Annotated in this window: 21 protein-coding genes and 3 pseudogenes; 15 read left to right on the top strand and 9 right to left on the bottom strand. The window is 71.2% G+C overall.

Features of this window, described 5'->3' with window-relative positions; genetic code table 11:
- Positions 1-243: 243 nt before the first annotated feature.
- Complete coding sequence (locus ACFYUZ_RS26460; RefSeq protein WP_389313232.1) at positions 244-567, bottom strand: hypothetical protein; 324 nt, start codon at positions 565-567, stop codon at positions 244-246.
- A 286-nt stretch (positions 568-853) separates the two neighbouring features.
- Here ACFYUZ_RS26460 and ACFYUZ_RS26455 point away from each other — a divergent pair, with 286 nt between their 5' ends.
- From ACFYUZ_RS26455 to ACFYUZ_RS26410, 10 genes are all read left to right on the top strand, one after another.
- On the top strand, positions 854-1,486 hold the full coding sequence (locus ACFYUZ_RS26455) for a hypothetical protein (RefSeq protein ID WP_389313230.1): 633 nt from the start codon (positions 854-856) through the stop codon (positions 1,484-1,486).
- Positions 1,487-1,598: 112 nt separating this feature from the next.
- A complete protein-coding gene (locus ACFYUZ_RS26450) occupies positions 1,599-1,841 on the top strand; it encodes a ferredoxin (protein ID WP_389313676.1) in 243 nt (80 codons plus the stop codon).
- Positions 1,831-3,222, top strand: a complete 1,392-nt coding sequence (locus tag ACFYUZ_RS26445; protein WP_389313229.1) for an NAD(P)/FAD-dependent oxidoreductase — start codon at positions 1,831-1,833, stop codon at positions 3,220-3,222. The genes ACFYUZ_RS26450 and ACFYUZ_RS26445 overlap by 11 nt, the downstream gene beginning before the upstream one ends.
- A gap of 24 nt (positions 3,223-3,246) precedes the next feature.
- Positions 3,247-4,482, top strand: coding sequence for a cytochrome P450 (locus tag ACFYUZ_RS26440; RefSeq protein ID WP_389313227.1), 1,236 nt, complete (start codon positions 3,247-3,249; stop codon positions 4,480-4,482).
- Between the two features lie 81 nt (positions 4,483-4,563).
- Positions 4,564-4,812: a hypothetical protein gene (locus ACFYUZ_RS26435; protein ID WP_389313225.1), complete on the top strand. Its 249-nt coding sequence runs from the start codon at positions 4,564-4,566 to the stop codon at positions 4,810-4,812.
- A gap of 5 nt (positions 4,813-4,817) precedes the next feature.
- Positions 4,818-7,235, top strand: coding sequence for a tetratricopeptide repeat protein (locus ACFYUZ_RS26430; protein WP_389313224.1), 2,418 nt, complete (start codon positions 4,818-4,820; stop codon positions 7,233-7,235).
- Between the two features lie 46 nt (positions 7,236-7,281).
- Positions 7,282-7,689, top strand: a complete 408-nt coding sequence (locus ACFYUZ_RS26425; protein ID WP_389313222.1) for a VOC family protein — start codon at positions 7,282-7,284, stop codon at positions 7,687-7,689.
- Positions 7,690-7,770: 81 nt separating this feature from the next.
- Entirely contained in the window at positions 7,771-7,989 is a 219-nt protein-coding gene (locus ACFYUZ_RS26420) for a hypothetical protein (protein WP_389313220.1), read from the top strand.
- A 247-nt stretch (positions 7,990-8,236) separates the two neighbouring features.
- The gene (locus ACFYUZ_RS26415; protein ID WP_389313218.1) at positions 8,237-8,725 is read left to right on the top strand and encodes a hypothetical protein; all 489 of its coding nucleotides are present in this window, start codon (positions 8,237-8,239) and stop codon (positions 8,723-8,725) included.
- 183 nt (positions 8,726-8,908) lie between these two features.
- Positions 8,909-9,499: an SMI1/KNR4 family protein gene (locus ACFYUZ_RS26410; RefSeq protein WP_389313216.1), complete on the top strand. Its 591-nt coding sequence runs from the start codon at positions 8,909-8,911 to the stop codon at positions 9,497-9,499.
- A gap of 253 nt (positions 9,500-9,752) precedes the next feature.
- Here the strand turns inward: ACFYUZ_RS26410 and ACFYUZ_RS26405 are convergent, their stop codons facing one another.
- From ACFYUZ_RS26405 to ACFYUZ_RS26390, 4 genes are all read right to left on the bottom strand, one after another.
- A complete protein-coding gene (locus tag ACFYUZ_RS26405; RefSeq protein ID WP_389313214.1) occupies positions 9,753-10,646 on the bottom strand; it encodes a GyrI-like domain-containing protein in 894 nt (297 codons plus the stop codon).
- A 252-nt stretch (positions 10,647-10,898) separates the two neighbouring features.
- Positions 10,899-11,279: an FKBP-type peptidyl-prolyl cis-trans isomerase gene (locus ACFYUZ_RS26400; protein ID WP_389313212.1), complete on the bottom strand. Its 381-nt coding sequence runs from the start codon at positions 11,277-11,279 to the stop codon at positions 10,899-10,901.
- 149 nt (positions 11,280-11,428) lie between these two features.
- A complete protein-coding gene (locus ACFYUZ_RS26395) occupies positions 11,429-11,653 on the bottom strand; it encodes a hypothetical protein (RefSeq protein WP_389313210.1) in 225 nt (74 codons plus the stop codon).
- Positions 11,654-11,757: 104 nt separating this feature from the next.
- The gene (locus tag ACFYUZ_RS26390; RefSeq protein ID WP_389313208.1) at positions 11,758-12,456 is read right to left on the bottom strand and encodes a nucleotidyltransferase domain-containing protein; all 699 of its coding nucleotides are present in this window, start codon (positions 12,454-12,456) and stop codon (positions 11,758-11,760) included.
- Here ACFYUZ_RS26390 and ACFYUZ_RS26385 point away from each other — a divergent pair.
- The 3 genes from ACFYUZ_RS26385 (at position 12,455) to ACFYUZ_RS26375 (ending at position 14,222) form a co-directional block, all read left to right on the top strand.
- On the top strand, positions 12,455-12,748 hold the full coding sequence (locus tag ACFYUZ_RS26385; RefSeq protein ID WP_389313206.1) for a class I SAM-dependent methyltransferase: 294 nt from the start codon (positions 12,455-12,457) through the stop codon (positions 12,746-12,748). The two genes, ACFYUZ_RS26390 and ACFYUZ_RS26385, sit on opposite strands and share 2 nt — an antisense overlap.
- Positions 12,749-13,096: 348 nt before the next feature.
- A complete protein-coding gene (locus ACFYUZ_RS26380) occupies positions 13,097-13,426 on the top strand; it encodes a DUF5959 family protein (protein ID WP_389313204.1) in 330 nt (109 codons plus the stop codon).
- Between the two features lie 157 nt (positions 13,427-13,583).
- Entirely contained in the window at positions 13,584-14,222 is a 639-nt protein-coding gene (locus tag ACFYUZ_RS26375; protein WP_389313202.1) for an SMI1/KNR4 family protein, read from the top strand.
- Positions 14,223-14,246: 24 nt separating this feature from the next.
- On the opposite strand, the pseudogene ACFYUZ_RS26370 reads toward ACFYUZ_RS26375, so the two are convergent.
- Both ACFYUZ_RS26370 and ACFYUZ_RS26365 read right to left on the bottom strand, forming a co-directional pair.
- Positions 14,247-14,437, bottom strand: a pseudogene (locus ACFYUZ_RS26370) (hypothetical protein); the annotation flags it as partial.
- Between the two features lie 251 nt (positions 14,438-14,688).
- Positions 14,689-15,297 (bottom strand): TetR/AcrR family transcriptional regulator, encoded by a 609-nt coding sequence (locus tag ACFYUZ_RS26365; protein ID WP_389313200.1) that lies wholly within the window; start codon positions 15,295-15,297, stop codon positions 14,689-14,691.
- A gap of 100 nt (positions 15,298-15,397) precedes the next feature.
- On the opposite strand from ACFYUZ_RS26365, the gene ACFYUZ_RS26360 reads away from it, so the two are divergent.
- A complete protein-coding gene (locus tag ACFYUZ_RS26360; RefSeq protein ID WP_389313199.1) occupies positions 15,398-15,841 on the top strand; it encodes a nuclear transport factor 2 family protein in 444 nt (147 codons plus the stop codon).
- A gap of 693 nt (positions 15,842-16,534) precedes the next feature.
- Positions 16,535-16,990 (top strand): annotated as a pseudogene (locus ACFYUZ_RS26355) (transposase family protein).
- 33 nt (positions 16,991-17,023) lie between these two features.
- On the opposite strand, the gene ACFYUZ_RS26350 reads toward ACFYUZ_RS26355, so the two are convergent.
- Positions 17,024-17,428, bottom strand: a complete 405-nt coding sequence (locus tag ACFYUZ_RS26350) for a RidA family protein (RefSeq protein WP_389313197.1) — start codon at positions 17,426-17,428, stop codon at positions 17,024-17,026.
- Between the two features lie 273 nt (positions 17,429-17,701).
- Positions 17,702-17,786 (bottom strand): annotated as a pseudogene (locus ACFYUZ_RS26345) (IS5/IS1182 family transposase); the annotation flags it as partial.

Below are 17,786 nucleotides of genomic sequence, written 5' to 3'. Positions count from 1 at the left end.
GCCGCCCGGATACGGACGAGCCGGCCGTCGAGGAGGCCCGGGCACATCACCCCGCCGTCTTCGAAGGCCTCAGCCGGCCGGGTGATGCGCTTCAGCCGTCCTCCGAGACGTCGCAAGTGGCCGCGGCGTCGGGCGGCGGCCGGTGTCCCGCACGCGACCCGAGCAGGCGCACCCGGCGCCAGGTGGGGCGCCGCCCCTCGGCCAGCGGCCCGGGGCGGCGGTCCCGTGCTCAGTCCGTCCCGGTCAGCTGGGCGTGCCGTACGCCTGGATGACGGTGGCGTTCAGGTCGCACCAGACGGTCGAAGTGCCTCCCGACGGGACACGGTTGCCGAAGTGCCGGTACACGTAGCCGTTGTCGGTGCGCTTGCAGTCGACGACCCCGGTGAAGGAAGACCCGGTGCACCTGATCTCGGCTCCTCGGTGACCGCCGCTGCCGGTGACCAGACGGGCGGAACAGCTGAAGGCGGCCGGGGCGGACGCGGACGCCGTGGGGGCGGCGGCCAGCAGGCCGCTCGCCGCGAGGGCGAGAGCGGCGACGGTCCCCGTGACGCGCTGACGAACATGCATGAGCACTCCTGCCTGGTGAGGTGAGCACTGACTGTCACTCAGAGGGAATCTATGGCGCGCGCACGGCACATCATTCGCAATGCGAGAGAGGTGGCGAAGAGTCGCCAACCGTCCGGACCAGGACGGACACGTCGGCGCCGAGGAGACGGCCTCACGGGACGCGCCTCCCGGCCACGCCATGGCCTGTATGGCGCATCCGGCTCTTCCTCCCGGGTGACCCCGGTGGCGCGCGTCCCGCGCTCACCGGTGTCTGGACGAAGGAAGCGCAGGCAGAAAGCGGGAGACCATGGAGCGGAAGCACAAGCGCCTCGCGACACCCCGGGCCGCCGGGGTGGCAGGGGTGGCGTTCGCGATCCTGACGGCCGTGGCGATCGTCCTGGTGCGCATCGCCCTGCCGGGCGGCGTCGACGACGTGACCGTCGACGCGGGACAGCGGAGTGCCGTCCGGACGGCACTGGAGCTGATCCCGTTCGCCGGGATCGCGTTCCTCTGGTTCATGGGCGCTCTGCGCGAGCAGGCGGGCGAGCGCGAGGACAAGTTCGTCTCCACCGTGTTCCAGGGCAGCGGCCTGATCTTCGTCGCCATGCTGTTCGCCGCCGCCGCGACGGCCTGGACCGTCCTCGACGACGGCCGGCAGGGCTCCTCCTTCGGCAGCGACCTCGCCTACGCCCTGCTGACCACGTACGCCATGCGGATGGCGGCGGTGTTCGTCATCACCACCTCGACCATCGGCCGCCGGCTCGGCGTCCTCCCGCGCCCCCTCGCCGTCCTGGGCTGGCTGGCGGGCCTGGCGCTGCTCGTGGTGGGAGCGGACGTGCCCTGGTCGGAACTGGTCTTCCCGGCCTGGGTGCTGGTCCTCAGCCTGAACATCCTCTGGGGCGGGCGTTCCGTCGCGTCGCCGCCTGCCGCCCCGACCTGATCCGGCCGTACCGCTCACCCGAACAGTCCGCTCCCCGTCGCCGTGGCCCTCCCCGCCGTCGAGAGTGGGCGCAGGGGGCTTGACCTGGCCGTTGGAAGGACCGAACCCCGTGGTGAGCATTGCCGTCGATCTGAACCGCTGCCAGGGCTACGCGCAGTGCGCGTTCCTGGCTCCCGAGATCTTCACGATGCACGGCGACGAGGCGCTGTTGTACGACCCGGACGCCGACGAGGCACAGCGCGACAAGCTGGCCCAGGCCGCCGCGGCCTGCCCCGTGCAGGCCATCCTCGTGGACGCCGTGGACGCCGTGGACGCCGTGGACGAGCCGGCCGAGGCGGTGCCCGATGCTCGGTGACGGAGCCCTGGAGCAGCTCAGGCGCGAGGGCCGCATCGTCGTCGTCGGCGCCTCGCTGGCCGGCCTGCGGGCTGCCGAAACCCTGCGCGCCAAGGGCTTCGCGGGATCGCTGACCATGATCGGCGACGAGCCCTACGAGCCGTACGACCGTCCCCCGCTGTCCAAGGGGGTGCTGCTGGGCAGGGCGCGTGCCGACCGCACCGCACTGCCCCGGCTCCGCTCCGTCGACGCGACCTGGCGGCTCGGCGTCCCCGCCGCCGGCCTGGACATGGCCGCCCGGACGGTGCGGCTGGCCGACGGCGACGAGGTGCCGTACGACCGCCTGCTGATCGCCACCGGCGTCCGGGCGCGGCCGTGGCCGCGCGAGGAGGAGGCGGAACTCGACGGCGTCTTCGTGCTGCGGACCCGCGCCGACGGCGCCGCACTCGCCCGGCGGCTCGCCGAGGGACCCCGACGGGTCCTCGTCATCGGGGGAGGGTTCGCGGGCTCGGAGATCGCCTCCGCCTGCCGCGAACGCGGCCTCCCCGTCACCCTCACCGAACGCGGCGCCGCGCCCCTGGTCGGCGCACTGGGCGGGGTGGTCGCCGCGGTGGCCGCCGACCTCCAGCGCGAGCACGGCGTGGACCTGCGGTGCGGGGTCATGGTGACCGCTCTGGAGGGCGACGCCTCGGGACGGGTGCGCGCGGCACACCTGTCCGACGGCTCCACCGTGGAGGCCGACGTGGTGGTCGTCTCGCTCGGCGCCCTCCGCAACACCGAATGGCTGTACGGTTCCGGACTCGGGGCGGGCCCCCGCGGCATCGCCTGCGACGCCGGCTGCCGGGCCTTCGACATCCGCGGGATCGTCACCGACGACATCTACGCGGCGGGTGACGTCGCCCGCTGCCCGCACCCCCTGTTCGGCTACCAGTTCCTGTCCCTGGAGCACTGGGGCAACGCCGTCGCGCAGGCCGGGATCGCCGCGCACAACATGCTCAGCGAGAGCACCGACCGGCTGCCGCACATGGACGTGCCGGCCTTCTGGTCCTCCCAGTTCGGAGTCAACGTCAAGTCGGTCGGAGTGCCGTCGATGGGGACGGAGATCCTCATCGCGCAGGGCTCACTGGACAGCCGCCGTTTCGTCGGCGTCTACGGGTACCAGGGGCGCGTCATCGGTGCCGTCTCCTTCGACCACGGCCGATGGCTGCCGTTCTACCAGGAACTCATCGAGAGCACCGCGCCGTTCCCGCCGCAGTTCGCGACGGTCGACCGGCACCCGGACGGACAGCGTCCCATGGACGCGGACTTCCCCGACCCCTCGGTCCCCAGTCACGGCCCCACCGTGACCCTCAGCGGATACTCGCCGGCCGACCGCCGGATGACGTTCACCCCCGCGCACTGACCCGCACGGCCACAAGGACCTGCCATGACGCAATCCCTGCTGCACCAGATCCTGGACTACGCCAACCGGGCCGACCCGTACCCGATCTACGAAGAGCTGCGGAAGACGCCGGTCCACCACACGGCCGACGGGCCGTACGTGATCAGCACCTACTACGAGATCCGCAGCCTCCTGCACGATCCCCGGATCAGCTCCGACGCCCGCAACCTGGCCTCGAACAGCGCTGATCCGCTGGCCGAGGAGAGCCCGCAGGAAGGCGCCCTGCCACCGGGCTTCCTGCGGCTCGACCCGCCGGAACACGACCGGATGCGGCGCATGACGAACCGGCACTTCGGCCCGCCCCACTCGCCCCGCCGCGTCGACGGAATGCGCCCGGAGCTCCACGACATCGTGGACGGCCTCATCGACGGCTTCACCGACCCAGCCGGCATCGACCTGGTGGAACAGTTCTCGTACCCCTTCCCGGTCACGGTGATCTGCAGGCTGCTCGGAGTGCCGCGCGAGGACGAGTCGCGTTTCCACACCTGGGCGGACACCCTCGCCGCCAGCCTGGACCCCGACCCGGACGCCGATCCCGCCGAGCGGGACAAGGGCGCGCACGAGGCCCGGATGCAGTTGGGCATGTACCTGGCCGGCCTCATCGAGGAGCGCCGCAAGAACCCCGGGGACGACATGCTCTCCCAACTGGCGACGGCCAAGGGCGAGGACGGCCCCATGACCACGATGGAACTGCTCAGCACGGCGGCGCTGCTGCTGATCGCCGGGCACGAGACCACGGTCAACCTCATCACCAACGGCATGCTGACCCTGCTGCGCAACCCCGACGTCCTGCGGCGCCTGCGGACCGAACCGCGCCTGGCCGTGCCCATCGTCGAGGAACTCCTGCGCTTCGAACCACCGGTGCAACTGCTGCCGCAGCGCACCACCCTCGCCGACATCGAGGTCCGCGGCGTCACCATCCCCAAGGGCTCCACCCTCTGGCTGGTCCTGGCGTCCGGCAACCGCGACCCCCAGCGCTTCGAGGACCCGGACCGCTTCGACCCGGACCGCCCGGACGTCCAGCACCTCGGCCTCGGCAGCGGCATCCACAGCTGCTTCGGCGCACCGCTGGCCCGCCTGGAGGCCCAACTCGCCCTGTCGGAGCTGGCCCGGAGACTGGAGAACCCACGCCTGCTGGAGGACCCGCCCCCGTACCGCCAGAACGCCGTACTGCGCGGGCCGCGCCATCTGCGCATCGCCTGCGACGGGGTCACCGCCTAGGACTTGCCCGGGTGCTCACGTACGGAAATCGCGCCGTGCCGCAGCCGCCGGCACTTTGAGAGCCCGGGCATGCCCTGGGGCGTGTTCCGAAGGTCCCTCGTCCTCGGCGCCCCGTTCGCCAAGCGGGGGTTCGAGACCGTCGCCCCGGACAACCCCGGCCACGGCCTCAGCCGGGTCAAGCCCGGGGCGACCCCCTCGTACGACGACTGGGGCGACCTCGTCGTCGACTTCCTCGCCCACGAGCAGTCCCGCGACGGCAGGGGCCCCGCACGGACGTCCCGCCCATCGGACGGTCCCCTGCCGGAGCCGCCGTCACTGCTGCCAGACTGAGCCGCATGGCCGCAGCCCCGAACGTCCCGAGACCGTCGATGCGCGAGTTGATCCAGCGGCGCAGGCGCGCCGAATTCCTGGGGCGCGGGGCCGAACTCGACGCGTACCGCCGGAACTTCGCCCTGGGGACCGAGGACCCGGCGTACCGCTTCCTCTTCCACGTCCGGGGCAACGCCGGCATCGGCAAGTCGTCCCTGGTCCGTGAGATGGAACGGATCGCCGGCGAGCACGGTGCGGTGACCGCGCGCATCGACGACTCGGTGGGCGGCGCCGTGGAGGTCATGGCGGCGGTCAGCCTCCGGTCCGGCGAGCTCGGGCATCCGCTGAAGGCGGTCGACCGGCTGCTCCACACCTACCGGCAGCGCCGGCACGAGGCCGAGTCCGCCCTCGGCGCCCCCGGCGACGACCCGGCGGGACCGAGCGCGCCCTCTCCGGCCGCACGCGCCACCGCTCAGGCGGCGCTCACCGGACTGGGCATGCTGCCGGTCGTCGGGACGTTCGCCGGCGCACTCGATCCCGGCCAGATCGCGGAGGGCGCCGACCGGCTGCGGACCGTGCTCAGCGCCCGGCTGCGCAGCCACGACGACGTCCGGCTCGTGCTCGACCCCCTGTCGGTCCTCACCCCGGTGTTCGTGACGGAGGTGGGCCGGATCGCGACAGAGGTCCCCTGGGTGGCGCTGTTCCTCGACACGTACGAACGGACCGCGCCGTTCCTGGACCGCTGGCTCTGCGACCTGCTGGCCGGCGAGCGCTACGGGGCGCTGCCCGGCAACGTCGTCGTGACCCTCGCCGGCCAGCGCTCCCTCGATCCGGTCCACTGGGCCGACTGGGCCGACCTCGTCGTCGACCTGCCGCTGGCCCCGTTCTCCGAGTCGGAGACCCGCAGCTTCCTGAGCGGTCGCGGAGTGCTGGCCGAGTCCGTGGTGCAGGACGTGCTGAGGCTCTCCCGAGGCCTGCCCGTCCTGGTGTCCACCCTGGCGGAGAGCGCCGCGCAGGCCGGTGCCGTCGACGACCCGAGCACCACGGCGGTCGAGAGGTTCCTGAAGTGGGAGAGCGATCCGGTGCGCCGGGCGGCCGCCCTTGCCGGGGCGCTGCCGCGCCGCCTGGACGAGGACGTCTTCCGGGCGGTGGCCGACGAGACCGGCGCGGACCTCTTCGGCTGGCTGCGGGCCCTGCCGTTCGTGGACGTCCTCGGCGGCCGGGCGCGGTACCACGAGGTCGTACGGGCCCCGATGCTGCGGCTGCAGCGGACCACGTCCGCCGACCGCTGGCGGGCCGCGCACGAACGGCTCGCGCAGTGCTACACGGACCGCCGGGAGGCCGAGAGCCGGGGCCTCACCTGGCACCTGCGCTGGTCCGAGGAGGGCTGGCGGGCGGCGCGCCTGGAGGAGGCGTACCACCTGTTGTGCGCCAAGCCGCGCGAGGCGCTGCCCGCCGTCCTGCGCGACGGCGTCGACGCCTGCGACGAGGGACCCGAGGTGGCCCGCCGCTGGGCGGGCACCGTCGCGGCCGCGGGAGAGGACGGCGACGCGGCGGTCCTGCGCGAGTGGGGGAGGGGACTGCTCGGCGCACTGCGGGACGAGGAGCGCGGCACGATCGCGGTGCTCGGCATGCTCCTCGGCCGGGCCGGACTCACCGACTCCGAGCGCACCAGGGCGCTGTCGGTCCGGGGAGAGGCACACCGTCGCCGCAGGGAGTACACGGAGGCCTTCGCCGACTTCGACCAGGCGATCGCGCTGACGCCGGAGTCCCCCCGGCCGTACACGGGGAGGGCGGTGACCCATCGCGATCTGGGAGCTTTCGACAGGGCCCTGGAGGACCACGACCGGGCCTGTGACCTGGCGCCCGACGGGGAGCGGGCCCTGGGGCACCGCGGAGAGACGTACCGAGTGGCGGGCCGGCTGGACGAGGCCCTGGCGGACTTCGACCGGGCCCTCGGCATCACCCCCACGACGACCTGGGCCCTGGCGAGCCGCGCGGACGTGCTGCGCCGGCTCGGCCGCCCGCAGGAGGCACTGACCGATCTCGACCGGGCGCTGTCCCTGGAACCGGACTACGTGTGGGCGCTGGTACGGCGCTCACGGCTCAGGCGTGCGCTGGGCGACACCGGCGGCGGGCTCGTGGACCTGGACCGGGCGCAGGACCTGTCCCCGGACGACCCGTGGCTGGTGGGCGAGCGGGGCGAGACGCTGCGGGAGCGGGGACGGTACGCGGAGGCTGTCGCTCAGTACGACCGCGCCCTGGAGCTCGACCCCGGCTACACCTGGGCCCTCGGCAGCCGCGCCCTCGCACAGCACGCCCTGGGCCGGAGCGAACTGGCGCTCGCGGACCTGGACCGGGCGCTGGGCATGGATCCGAACTACGCCTGGGCCAGGGCGCGGCGGGCCGAGATCGTGGCGGGACTCCCCCGTCTGCGCGGATGACGACTTCCCCCTGTCTGTAAGGGACTTGAGCGGGCACACGGAGGCCATGACCGTTTCCAAGACCTGCGTCCTCGTCCTCGACAGCACCGATCCCGAGCCCCTCGCCCGCTTCTACGCCGAACTGCTCGACGCCACCGTCGAGCCGAGCGGCGGAGACCCCGACCTGCTGTTGATCTCCGGCGCCACCGGAATTGTCCTGGGCGTCCACCGCGACCCCGGCCACGCGCCGCCGAGCTGGCCCCGGCCGGACGACTCCCAGCAGGCCCACCTGTGGATCGTCGTGGCTCCCGACGCCCTCGACGAGGCCGAGCGCGAAGCGGTCTCCCTGGGCGCACGCCCGGTGACCGCCGAACAGAACGGCACCCGGACGGACCGGCGCACCGATGCGCGCCGCTTCATGGATCCGGCCGGGCACACCTTCGTACTGGCCCCCGCGCGCGGTGTTTCACCGTGACGCCCAGGGGCAGCCGCTCCAGGTGCCGGTCCCTCGCGCGAGGCGACCGCACGAGCTGTTCGCACGAGACAGGAGGAGACCATGGGTCACCACGAGCGCCGACGCACACTGCCCGCGGATGCGCCGCCACGGACCACCCCCTCCGAGGCCGTCGGTGAAAGCGGCGACGCGGAGGCACGCCGGGAGGCCGAGGAGGCGGAGCAGAACCGTCGGGGCGAGGCCGAGGACGACGAACGAGGCATGAGCGCCAAGCGCCAGTCCCCGGGCCTGGGCCGCGAGGAGCAGCGCCGCCCGCTCTGACGGAGGGGCGACGCCCAGGGGGCCTAGGCGGCGTCCGGCCTATCCTGGCGCCCTGGGCCGAGTGCGGCAGGATCAAGCCGCACAGGTCATGGGCGACGGGGGTGGCGGGTTGGGCCGGCAGGAGAGGTACCGCAAGGTGCTCAGACCGCTGCTACGAGCCGGGCTCGAGGTGATACCCGACGCGGTTCCGGGCTCGGCGATACCGCATGTCCTGGGGTACGAACGAGAGCGGGTCTTCGGGTTCCGCTTGGTCGAGTACGAGGACCCGCGATTCGTGGAGCGGCTCAACGAGGCCTGGTACGACCTCGCCACCTCCTCAGGCCTGATCGACGAGAACCGCGAGTTCCTCCTCATGCTGCCCAGGGGCACCTGGACCGCCCGGGAAGACCGCCGGCGACGCACGATGCACGTCTGGCACCGGGTCCGCCTGCTGGAACGGTGGGACGTCATGGGGGCCGGTGCGGCGACGTTCCTCGGCATCCGCGCCGGCCACCCCGGCTTCGCCATGCTGGCCCTGGACAACAGCGTCTGGCTCCTGGCCGACACGTACGAAACGGGTGCGGCCGTGTACGCGGTACGCGATCCCGCAGGCTCTCCGGGGGTCCTGCGTGCGTTGGAGTGGGAGGTGGAGTGGCTCGCCAGGAAGGACGAAGACCGGGAGTTCCGGCGTGAAGTCGGCGTGTGGCTGGAGAGCAGGCGACAGCGCCGGACGGCAGGTGCGGACATGGCCGGGTGAAGAAGCCGGCGGTTGCGGTTCGAGCGAACTCGAGGGCGACCGACACCGAGATCCTCGACGGGTACGAAGGCCCGGCCCCGCCGAGCGAACCCGCGGCAGTCCGTCCGCCGCCTCGGACCGGCCACCCGCGCCGGCCGCCACCGCGTGCGGCCCGCGGCCGCCACGAATCCTTCCGGGCCGTGCATGATGACGTGCATGAACACGGAAACATGCGACCCGGTCGAGCTCGCCGCCCTCCGCGAGGTCTTCGCGTCCCGTCCCGAGGCGGCGCCGCCGGCCGGCTGGGAGGCGGTGCGGTCCTTCGAGGCGGAGCACGGCATCGTGCTCCCGGAGCCGTACCGCACGTTCGTGGCGGAGGTCTGCGACGGCCTGCGCGCCGGACCGCCTTACTACGGTCTGCTGCCCCTCGCGCAGACGCCCTCGGACTGGGGCTCGGATCGCCCCGAGCGGTTGCTTGCCCAGCCCTTCCCCCTCAAGGAGGCATGGCTGTGGGAGGCGGAGGACGACGAGGAGGAGCTGTCTGAGCAGGAGTTCGAGGCCAGGACCGGCCCCGTGTTCGACCACGGCTCGCTGCTGCTGGGCACCGACGGCTGCGGCATGTACTGGCACTTGATCGTCACCGGCCCGCAGCGCGGTCACGTCTGGCAGATCGCCGGAGAGGGCGCGATGCCCTTCGGCACCCAGTCGCCCGACGCCCTGATGCCCGGCACCCCCGGCTTCACGGGCTGGGTGTCCCACTGGGCCCAGGGCCGCTCCTGGTTCGCGGACGCTTAGGGAGACGATTCGGAAGAGGGGAAGGAGGCCCGGCAGGCGACGTGGCGGTCGCCTGCCGGACCGTGGTGATCACCCTCTCCCAGCCCTCCCCAGCGTGCTTCGTCGCCGACTCCCCGCCCGCGTGGAGACGGCCCCGATCCCGTACCGGCGGACGACGACCGAGATCGTGGACCCCTCCCGGAGCCCGGACCACGCGTCGGCCCGTGCCCGGGCGTCACCTTCCACCCGGAAGACGACGCCCAGGCACACGCCTTCACGCCCCGTTGCTCCCGCCGACCCGCTCGACCGGGATCCACAACTGGGAGTCCGTCTCCGTGCCGATCTCCACCGGCTGCGTCCGCAGCAGCTCCGGCCCCGGCCGGCTCGCGTACGGGTTCGAGGGGAACCACTGCGTGAACACGTCCCGCCACAGCTCCTGGAGGGCGCTCGGATACGGCCCGTGGTCGTCGAAGACGGCCCAGGTCCCGGCCGGCACGTCGAGGGCGTCGAGCTCCTCCGCGGCCGCCTCGGGGCCGGTGACCACACCGATCCAGTAGTCCACCTCGGCGCCCTCCTCCCGGCTGTCGGTCAGGTGCACCACTGCCGACAGGACCCCCTTCGGCTCCCCGTCGGCCAGTTCCTTCATCCGTACGATCGCCTGCTCGTCCAGGCTCTCCACGTGGGCCGCGGCCGCCGCGTTGACCCCCTCGTGCACGAGAGGCACCCGTGCCTTCCTGCCGACGACCCGAAACGCTTCCTTCTCGACGATCCGGTACCGCATGGTCGTACTCCCTTCGACGACGACACGGAAGGACATGCGCGACTGCGCCGTGAGCGTCGCACCCGTGCGCCGGGCCTCGCCCGGACCGATGCCGTGCACCGACCGGAACGCCCGGGCGAACGCCTCGCCCGAGCCGTACCCGTACCGCACCGCCACATCGAGCAGCGTCCGCTCCCCGCCCAGCACCTCGGCCCCGGCGAGCGTCATGCGCCGGCGCCGTACGTACACGGAGAGCGGCATCCCGGCGAGCGCCGAGAACAGACGCCGGAAGTGGTACTCCGACGTCAGCGCGATCCGGGCGACCTCGGCGATGTCGACCTCCCGGCCGGCCTCCGCTTCGAGGCAGCGCTCGATGTGGTCGAGCGCCTGGTTGAGCTGCTCCAGCACGGGTGCGTGTCCTTCCCTCTGATGTCTTCACCGTAGGAACCACCACCCTCCCAGGACCCGATGATCCGTGCCCGGAACGATCGGGTCCCCGCCCCGCCTCGCCCCGTCCCGCTCCGCGAGCACCACGCACGGCTGCTCGCGGAGCGGACCCGGCTGGGGAGCGCAGGCCGGCCGCGTACGAGGAGTCCCCGCAGATGGCTCCCGAGGGTCCGGACCCGGCGACCGTACGGGAAGGCCGGGCAGCGGTGGACCTCAGACCGCGACCGACACCAGGTCCACCACGAAGACGAGCGTGGAGCCCGCCGGGATCAACGGCGTGGGCGACTGGTTGCCGTAGCCGAGGCGTGGCGGAACGATGATCTCGCGCCGGCCGCCGACCTTCATCCCCCTGATCCCGCGGTCCCAGCCCTTGATGACCCTGCCACCGCCCACAGCGAACTTGAACGTCTGGCCCCGGTCCCAGGAGGCGTCGAACTCCTTTCCCGACTCGAAGGTGACCCCGACGTAGTGAACCTGGACGACCCTGCCCGGCTTCGCCTCGAGGCCGTCCCCGACGACGAGGTCGCGGACGGTCAGCTCGGTGGGAGCGTCACCCTCCGGAAGGTCGATCTCCGGCTTCGTCAGTTCACTCATTGCAGCCTCACTCACTCTCCGCCGGAAGCCCTCGTACGGACCGCCCGGCGCACGGTCGCTCCATGCGGTGGACCATCACGCTACAGAGGCCCCTGACCCCGGGAGCGCGCCGAACCCGACGGAGGGGGCACCCGGTGTGACCGGGCGCGCTACGGCTTCGGTGTCGCCGTGACGAGGCCCGAGCCGACCGGGTGCTCGTCGTCGACGAGGACGAGCCGGTTCCCGGCCCAGGTGTGGAGCCGGTAGGGGACGTCGAAGGCCGTGCGCCCACCGTCCAGGGCCGCGGCAGAGCGCTCTTCCGCTTCCGTCGGACCCGCACCCGGATACTGACCGATCTCCGCCCAGGAACTGTCCCACTCCGGCTCGTGGATCACGGCTGAGACCGATGTCGCGCCAGGGGGGGGCTCAGTAGGAAGGGTCTCAGCGACGCCTACGGGCCTTCACCCGAAACGATCGGTCGTCGGTCGTCGGTCGTCGGTCATCGGACGGCGTACCCGTCCCACAACGGGCCGCCTGCCAGGTCCAGCACCTCCGTCACGACCGCGGTGAAGGCTTTCGCGTCCCCGGCGATCGCCTGCGGGGCGGCTTCGGACAACGCGCGGTGCACCGCGGGGTCGGCTGCGGCCAGCCGCCGTGACAACCACTTGCCGGCGCCGAGCCAGTGCCCGCCGATCAGAAGGACCAGCTCTGAAGCGCGCTGGAGCATGTGCGAGACCAAGAACACCCGCTCCGCGGGGGCCGTGCAGCCGCGCAGGTCATCGAGCAGGTCGGTCAGGATGTACCGCTGGTGGTCACGCTCCTGATCCGAGAGCGGTGGCGGGCCCGCGGCCCAACGCCGGCGTGCCTCGTCCTGAAGTGAGGCGCCCAGTCCGTCTCCGTCCACCAGGAGCGTGCCGTCGGCACACATGGCGAGCAGGGGCGATCTCCGCTTCGCGGTTTCCTGGTCGACGAAGCCGCGCCAGACGGCCTCCGTCTGCACGAACAGTTCCACCGGCCAGCCGCGGTACACGAGGTTCTCCCGGCAGGGCGCGGGCGGTCCGTCCAGGAGAACCACCATGTCCAGATCGGACGTGGGTGTCCGACGGTCGGTCAGCACGCTGCCCGCGAGAAAGACCGCCCGGGCGTCGGGAAACCGGTCCCGGACCAGTTCGCGGGCGGTGAGCAGGGGGTCATCCATGATCGCAGCGTACGTACGACGCCGGCCCCGTAGGAAGACTGGCGCACCTCACCACGAGCGGGCCGTCGCAGGGGATCTGCGTGAGGACTGGGCGGCCGCGCCGGCCACCGCAGGGCACGACCCGGCCGTGCCGACGCCGTGGATCGCCGAAGGACTGCTGATCCTTCTGCCCGAGGACGCGGTGGGCCGGCCGCTTGGGGCGACGCTCTCGTCGTCCTCCCAGGGCCAAGCTGCCCCAAGGGGAAGGTTGCCGCGCTGGACGAGCTGTTCGCGGGGACGGACGTGTACGTGATCCGTCCGGTGTGGACGGCCGAACCCGACGTTCCCGCTCACGCACCCGACATCGGGTACTGGCGGACCCTGCTGGTGGCGGACATCCTCATCACCGACGTCCGTATGGAACGCCTTCACCACCCGTACGACGGCGGGGCCGACGTCTTCCTCACCAGTCCTGTGGAACGGAACCGGCTTCGCGCCAGACACGCCGACTGGCTTTCCCGTCACCCGGCCGGCCTCTAGGAGGCTTCTTGGGCGTCGGCAGCCGGCGGGCCGCGCCACTGCTCGCCCGACCACCCATGGGTGCCGGACGAGTCGCTGTGAGGTGTCGGTCACGAGCAGCTTTGTCAGTGGTCGACTGGACATGACCTCGTTCCCGGTCGACCTGGAGGACCCGAGCAGTTCGTGCGTCTCCGTGTTCCTTCCCATGGACCTCGAAGAGGGTTGGCTCGATGAGCAGCGAAGGCTGCTTGGGCGGGTGCTGGGGGAATGGCCGAGCGAGGTCCTGCAGTCCTCGTCGGGTGGCTATGAGTGGCCGCGCTCACCACGCCGGGGCGGCGCCGCTGTCGGCCGCGCTTGCCTCGTACCGGAAGGCACAGCCTGGAGGAGCGGAATCGGCTGGGTGACGTCGTCGCGGAGCTTGGCGAGGAGGACCTCGTGCGACCGGGTACCGGACCCCGACTTCGGTCCGTGATCATCTCGTTTCGTTGGAGTCCTTGCATCCGGTTCTGGCGACCACGGCACCCCGCGGAGTGCCGAGACAGGTGCGGATGAATGCGCTCAGCTCGACGTTCGGTAACGCGGGGGGGCTTGGAGGGTTTCGAGGCTTCACGGAGTGCGACAATCTGGCCGTGTCCGAGGAGTCGTCGCGCTGGTATCGAAACCGTCTGGTCGTGGGGCCGTTCAGGCCGTTCGAGGTCGGTGAAGTTGAGTGTCTCGAACGGGAGGTAGGGCTGCCACTGCCGCCTTCCTATCGCTCGTTCCTGGAGGCGGCGGGCGGGGAGAGCCTCATGTACGCGGTCCGACTGCCGGCTTGCGACCCGGAGCCGTTCCAGAGTTTCGACGACCTCTATCGGCTCGGCCGTGACGACGACGGCGCATACGGCTGGGGGACCCTGCTGGGCGAGTACCGTCGCAGCCGTGATGGGCAGCTTGCCCACGAGGTCTCACTGGCCGGCCTTCTCCCGATCGCCCGCAACGGCGGGAGCGACACCCTGTTCCTGGACCTGAACCCGGCCACTCACGGCCGGCTCCATGCCTTCGTGCATGGCATCCCTCACCCGGGACACCTGTCGAAGGGGGTCTTCACCCAGGTCGCTGACGACTTCGACGCCTACCTCGACAGCCTCGTCGTCGATCCGGACGTCGCGGAAGACACCTGGGCCGATGTCGTCGACAGCGACCCCACCGACCCTTGGCGGCGGACCGTCGAGGAATGGCTGGACAAGGAACGGCCGGGCTGGCGTGCCGAGCCGTGGGCAGCGGCCTGAGCCCCCGGGCGAGGTGATCGATCAAGCGACGTGGCGGCGGACGACGGGCTGGTGCGGTCGTAGACGCTCGACATCGGCACCTCGCCGAAGTGGGCGAACGCCTGATGGTGGCAGTCGAAGAATCAGGTGCCGGTGAAGCCGTACTCGGCCACCAGCCTCTCGTGAACCACGACACCTTTGATCAGAATCTCGGACCGCAGCATCGCGTCGATCAGCCGAGTGGGCGCGAACGACCTCCCGCCCACCGACGATCCGGGCAGGGCAGGCCAGTCTTGTCGAACCGGTGGATCGCGTCGCGGACGGGATCCACACCGGACCGCGTCCTGATCCACGTCGAGGTCTCCGGTAACCCGGCTGCACCCGGAGGTCACGGTCTGCCGCTCCGACACTCGGAGAAGCCCCTCCTCCCGCGAGACGCTCCTGACCACGGGTCAGGCCGCCCCCTTCTTCAGGACGGGGAACCTCCTCACCCTTCCGGGCCCCCGGCACACGCCCTCAGTCCGTCGCGGACGACCGCTCGGGCGCGCTTCGCCGACTCCGGGTGGCCGTCCAGGTGTTCCAGCATGCGGCAGGTGCCCACCAGGATCGCCGTCAGCTCCGGCACCTCCAGGTCCCGTCGCACCGCACCGGCCTGCTGGGCGCCGTCGAGGAGGGTGACGAGCACCTCGCGCAGGTCACGTCCGGCCTCGGAGGTGGCGGCCCGGACATCGACTCCCGCATCCGCGAGCGCCGTAGCGAAGGCGTTCTTGACGGGAGACTGATCCAGCACCAGGTCGAAGAACGCGAAGAGGGCGTACGCCGGCCCGAGCTCGGCCATCAGGCGTCGTCCCTCCTCGGCCAGTCGCCGCAGCCGGCGGACGAGTACCGCTTCCAACAGGGCTTCCTTGGTGGGGAAATGCCGGAACACGGTGGCGATGCCGACCTTCGCCTCCCGGGCGATCTCCTCCGTGGACGCGCCGGTGCCCCGTTCGGTGAAGACCGCCTCGGCGACCTCCAGCAGCCGCGCACGGTTCCGCCGCGCGTCGGCGCGCAGGGGCTTCGCGCCTGTGCCGGGGGGAGTCTGATCTGTCGTCACCTGAGCCTCGCCATGCCTGGACAAACGGAGTGGGCTATCCGTATCGTCGGAAACGGAGTCGCCTATCCGATTATAGGCGGCGGGATCACGGAGGTCGGCCATGTCTGCACCAGCTACGCCCCGCGAGGTCTTCGGAAAGTTGACGGGTCTCATCTCGGCGGGCAAGTGGAGCGAACTCCCCGAGCTCTATGCGGAGGACGCCGAGGTGGAGATCGTCTTCTCGCCGGTTCCCCCTCGCCGCATCCGCGGCCGGGAGGAGCTCCGTAAGCGTTTCGATGCCCTGGGGTCCTCTGACGCGATTCGTCTGCGGGCCGAGAACATCCGCGTCCACGAGACCGACGACCCCGAGGTGGTGATCGCCGAGTTCGACTACGAGGCGCTGTACCCCGCCACCGGCCGCACCTTCCACACCGCCAACATCCAAGTGCTGCGCGTCAGGAACGGCCAGATCGTCGAGACCCGCGACTACCACGACCACCTCGCCTTCGCCGCGGCGGACGGACGCGCGAGCCAGTTGCTCGCCGCACTGGACCAGCAAGGGTGACCGACGCATGACGGACCGTCCGGCCATGTCGAACGCAGCACGTGAAGTCCCACGAGCACGCTGGACGGCAGCCTGGCGGTGGTGGCGAACCGCTCGGGAAGCGACTTCGCCAGGGCGGTGAGCGGCGCGGGTCGGGGCGGGCGAGCAGCGGCGGTAGTAGGCGAGTGCGCCGCAGACGACGGCGTGTCTGATGCTGTGGAAGCCAGGGTGGTTGGGCGAGGGCGAGGGCGAGGGCGAGGGCGAGGGCGAGGGCGAGGGTGCGGCGGACCGCGGACGACGGGCACCCCGAGGTCCTCATGAGGCTCGCCCGGCTGCGGGAGAAGGCCAGTACTCCAGGCTGCCGCCGACCCCCTGCCGGAACGGGCGGCCGACACCGGGCAGGTCGGCGCCCTGACGCAGCCGGCGCAGATGCGGGAAGCCGCGGGGGACCCGGTGGTCGCCGAGCACGCCGTACGTCTCGCAACCGACACCGGCCTCGCGTCGGCACCGACGCCGTTTACCTGGATGCGGACGGACCGGGAAACGACCGACACCGCCGGCACCCTGTGGCGCCGTGCTCTGGGCCCTGACGGCATGCCATCGGCCCCGTGGCGAACGACGTCCGGCCCCACTGAACCTCTTTCATCCTGTGCTGGTGGGTGAAATGGGCTGGTCAGCGGGTGCGGTGACGAGGCAGGGCCCCTCGTCGTTGGCGTGGTGATTCCACTCATCACACCGGCGACCGAAGGGGCCCTGAAGGTTTCCGTATCGAGCCACGCTCGACGTCCCGCAAGAGCTCGTCGAGCATGTTGCCTGGCTGTTGTACGAGCACCGCCGGACCCGCAACACCCGCCGGCGCAAGCTCGGCTGCTTCGACCAGGCACTGCTCACCCTGGTCCACCTGCGTAAGAACGAGACGTTCGCCCTCGCGGACCGCGCCTACCAAGGTGCCGGCGCCACCTTCCGCACCCCGTACTACCGCCACCGAGAACAGCCCCAGCATTACCAGCAGTTCAACCACGACCACGCCCGGCTGAGAACCCCGGCGAACGCGCCTTCGCCCAGTTGAAAGCCTGGCGGCTGCTCCGGCGAGCCAGATGCTCCACCCGCCGCATCGGCACCATCGTCCAAGCTGTCCACACGCTGCTGACCTGCAACTATTCAGGATGAAAGAGGCCGAAGGAATCAGGCCCGCCTCCTCACCTATGGCTTCACATCGAGACGCACGAGCGCGCCGATCTCCACGAGTTGGTCCGGCAGTGCCAAGTCGGAAACGCCCATGACCGTGCTGGCGGGCCTGTGGTCCCCGAAGTACTCGGCGTGGAGGCGTGCTGTCGTGTCGAAGTTCTCCCGCAGGTTCCTCACCAGAACCGTGGTCTCCACTATCTGGCTACGCTCGGCCCCGAACTGCCTCAGCACCAGGTCCAGATTCTCCAGCGTGGTGCGGACCTGCAGTTCGAAGTCGCCGGCACCCACGAAGCTGCCGTGACGGTCATGAGACAGCTGCCCCGACACATAAACCGTGTCACCGACCTGAGTGGCCTGACTGTAACCGTACAACGACTCCCACGGCATGCCGAACCCGAATGCCTTCACCTGAGAACTCATGACTCACTCCCTTGATACAGCGCGCGGAACCGTCAGTTGCAGACAGGCCCCTTGCGCGTAGAAGTTACGGGTCCGTACAAACGATGCTTGTCTGGTAGCGCCTTCCAAGTGTTCTCTGCGCGCACAAAATTGGCTGCAGTGGGCTCCTCCGGGCGCCGGTGTGATGAGTGGAACCTGTACGCCGACGACGAGGTGCCCTGCCTCCTCACCACACCCCTCGGCCAGCCCGTTTCACCCTTCAGCAGAGGATGAAAGAGGCTCACTGAGCCGTTTTCATCCTGAATAGCCGCAGGTCATCAGCGTGTGGACGGCCTGAACGATGGTGCTGATGCGGCGGGTGGAGCATCTGGCTCGCCGG

The organism is Streptomyces sp. NPDC004266, assembly GCF_042874095.1.
Lineage (GTDB): Bacteria > Actinomycetota > Actinomycetes > Streptomycetales > Streptomycetaceae > Streptomyces.
Note: the sequence above shows the minus strand (reverse complement) of the source record. Positions and strands in the feature narration are given on the sequence as shown.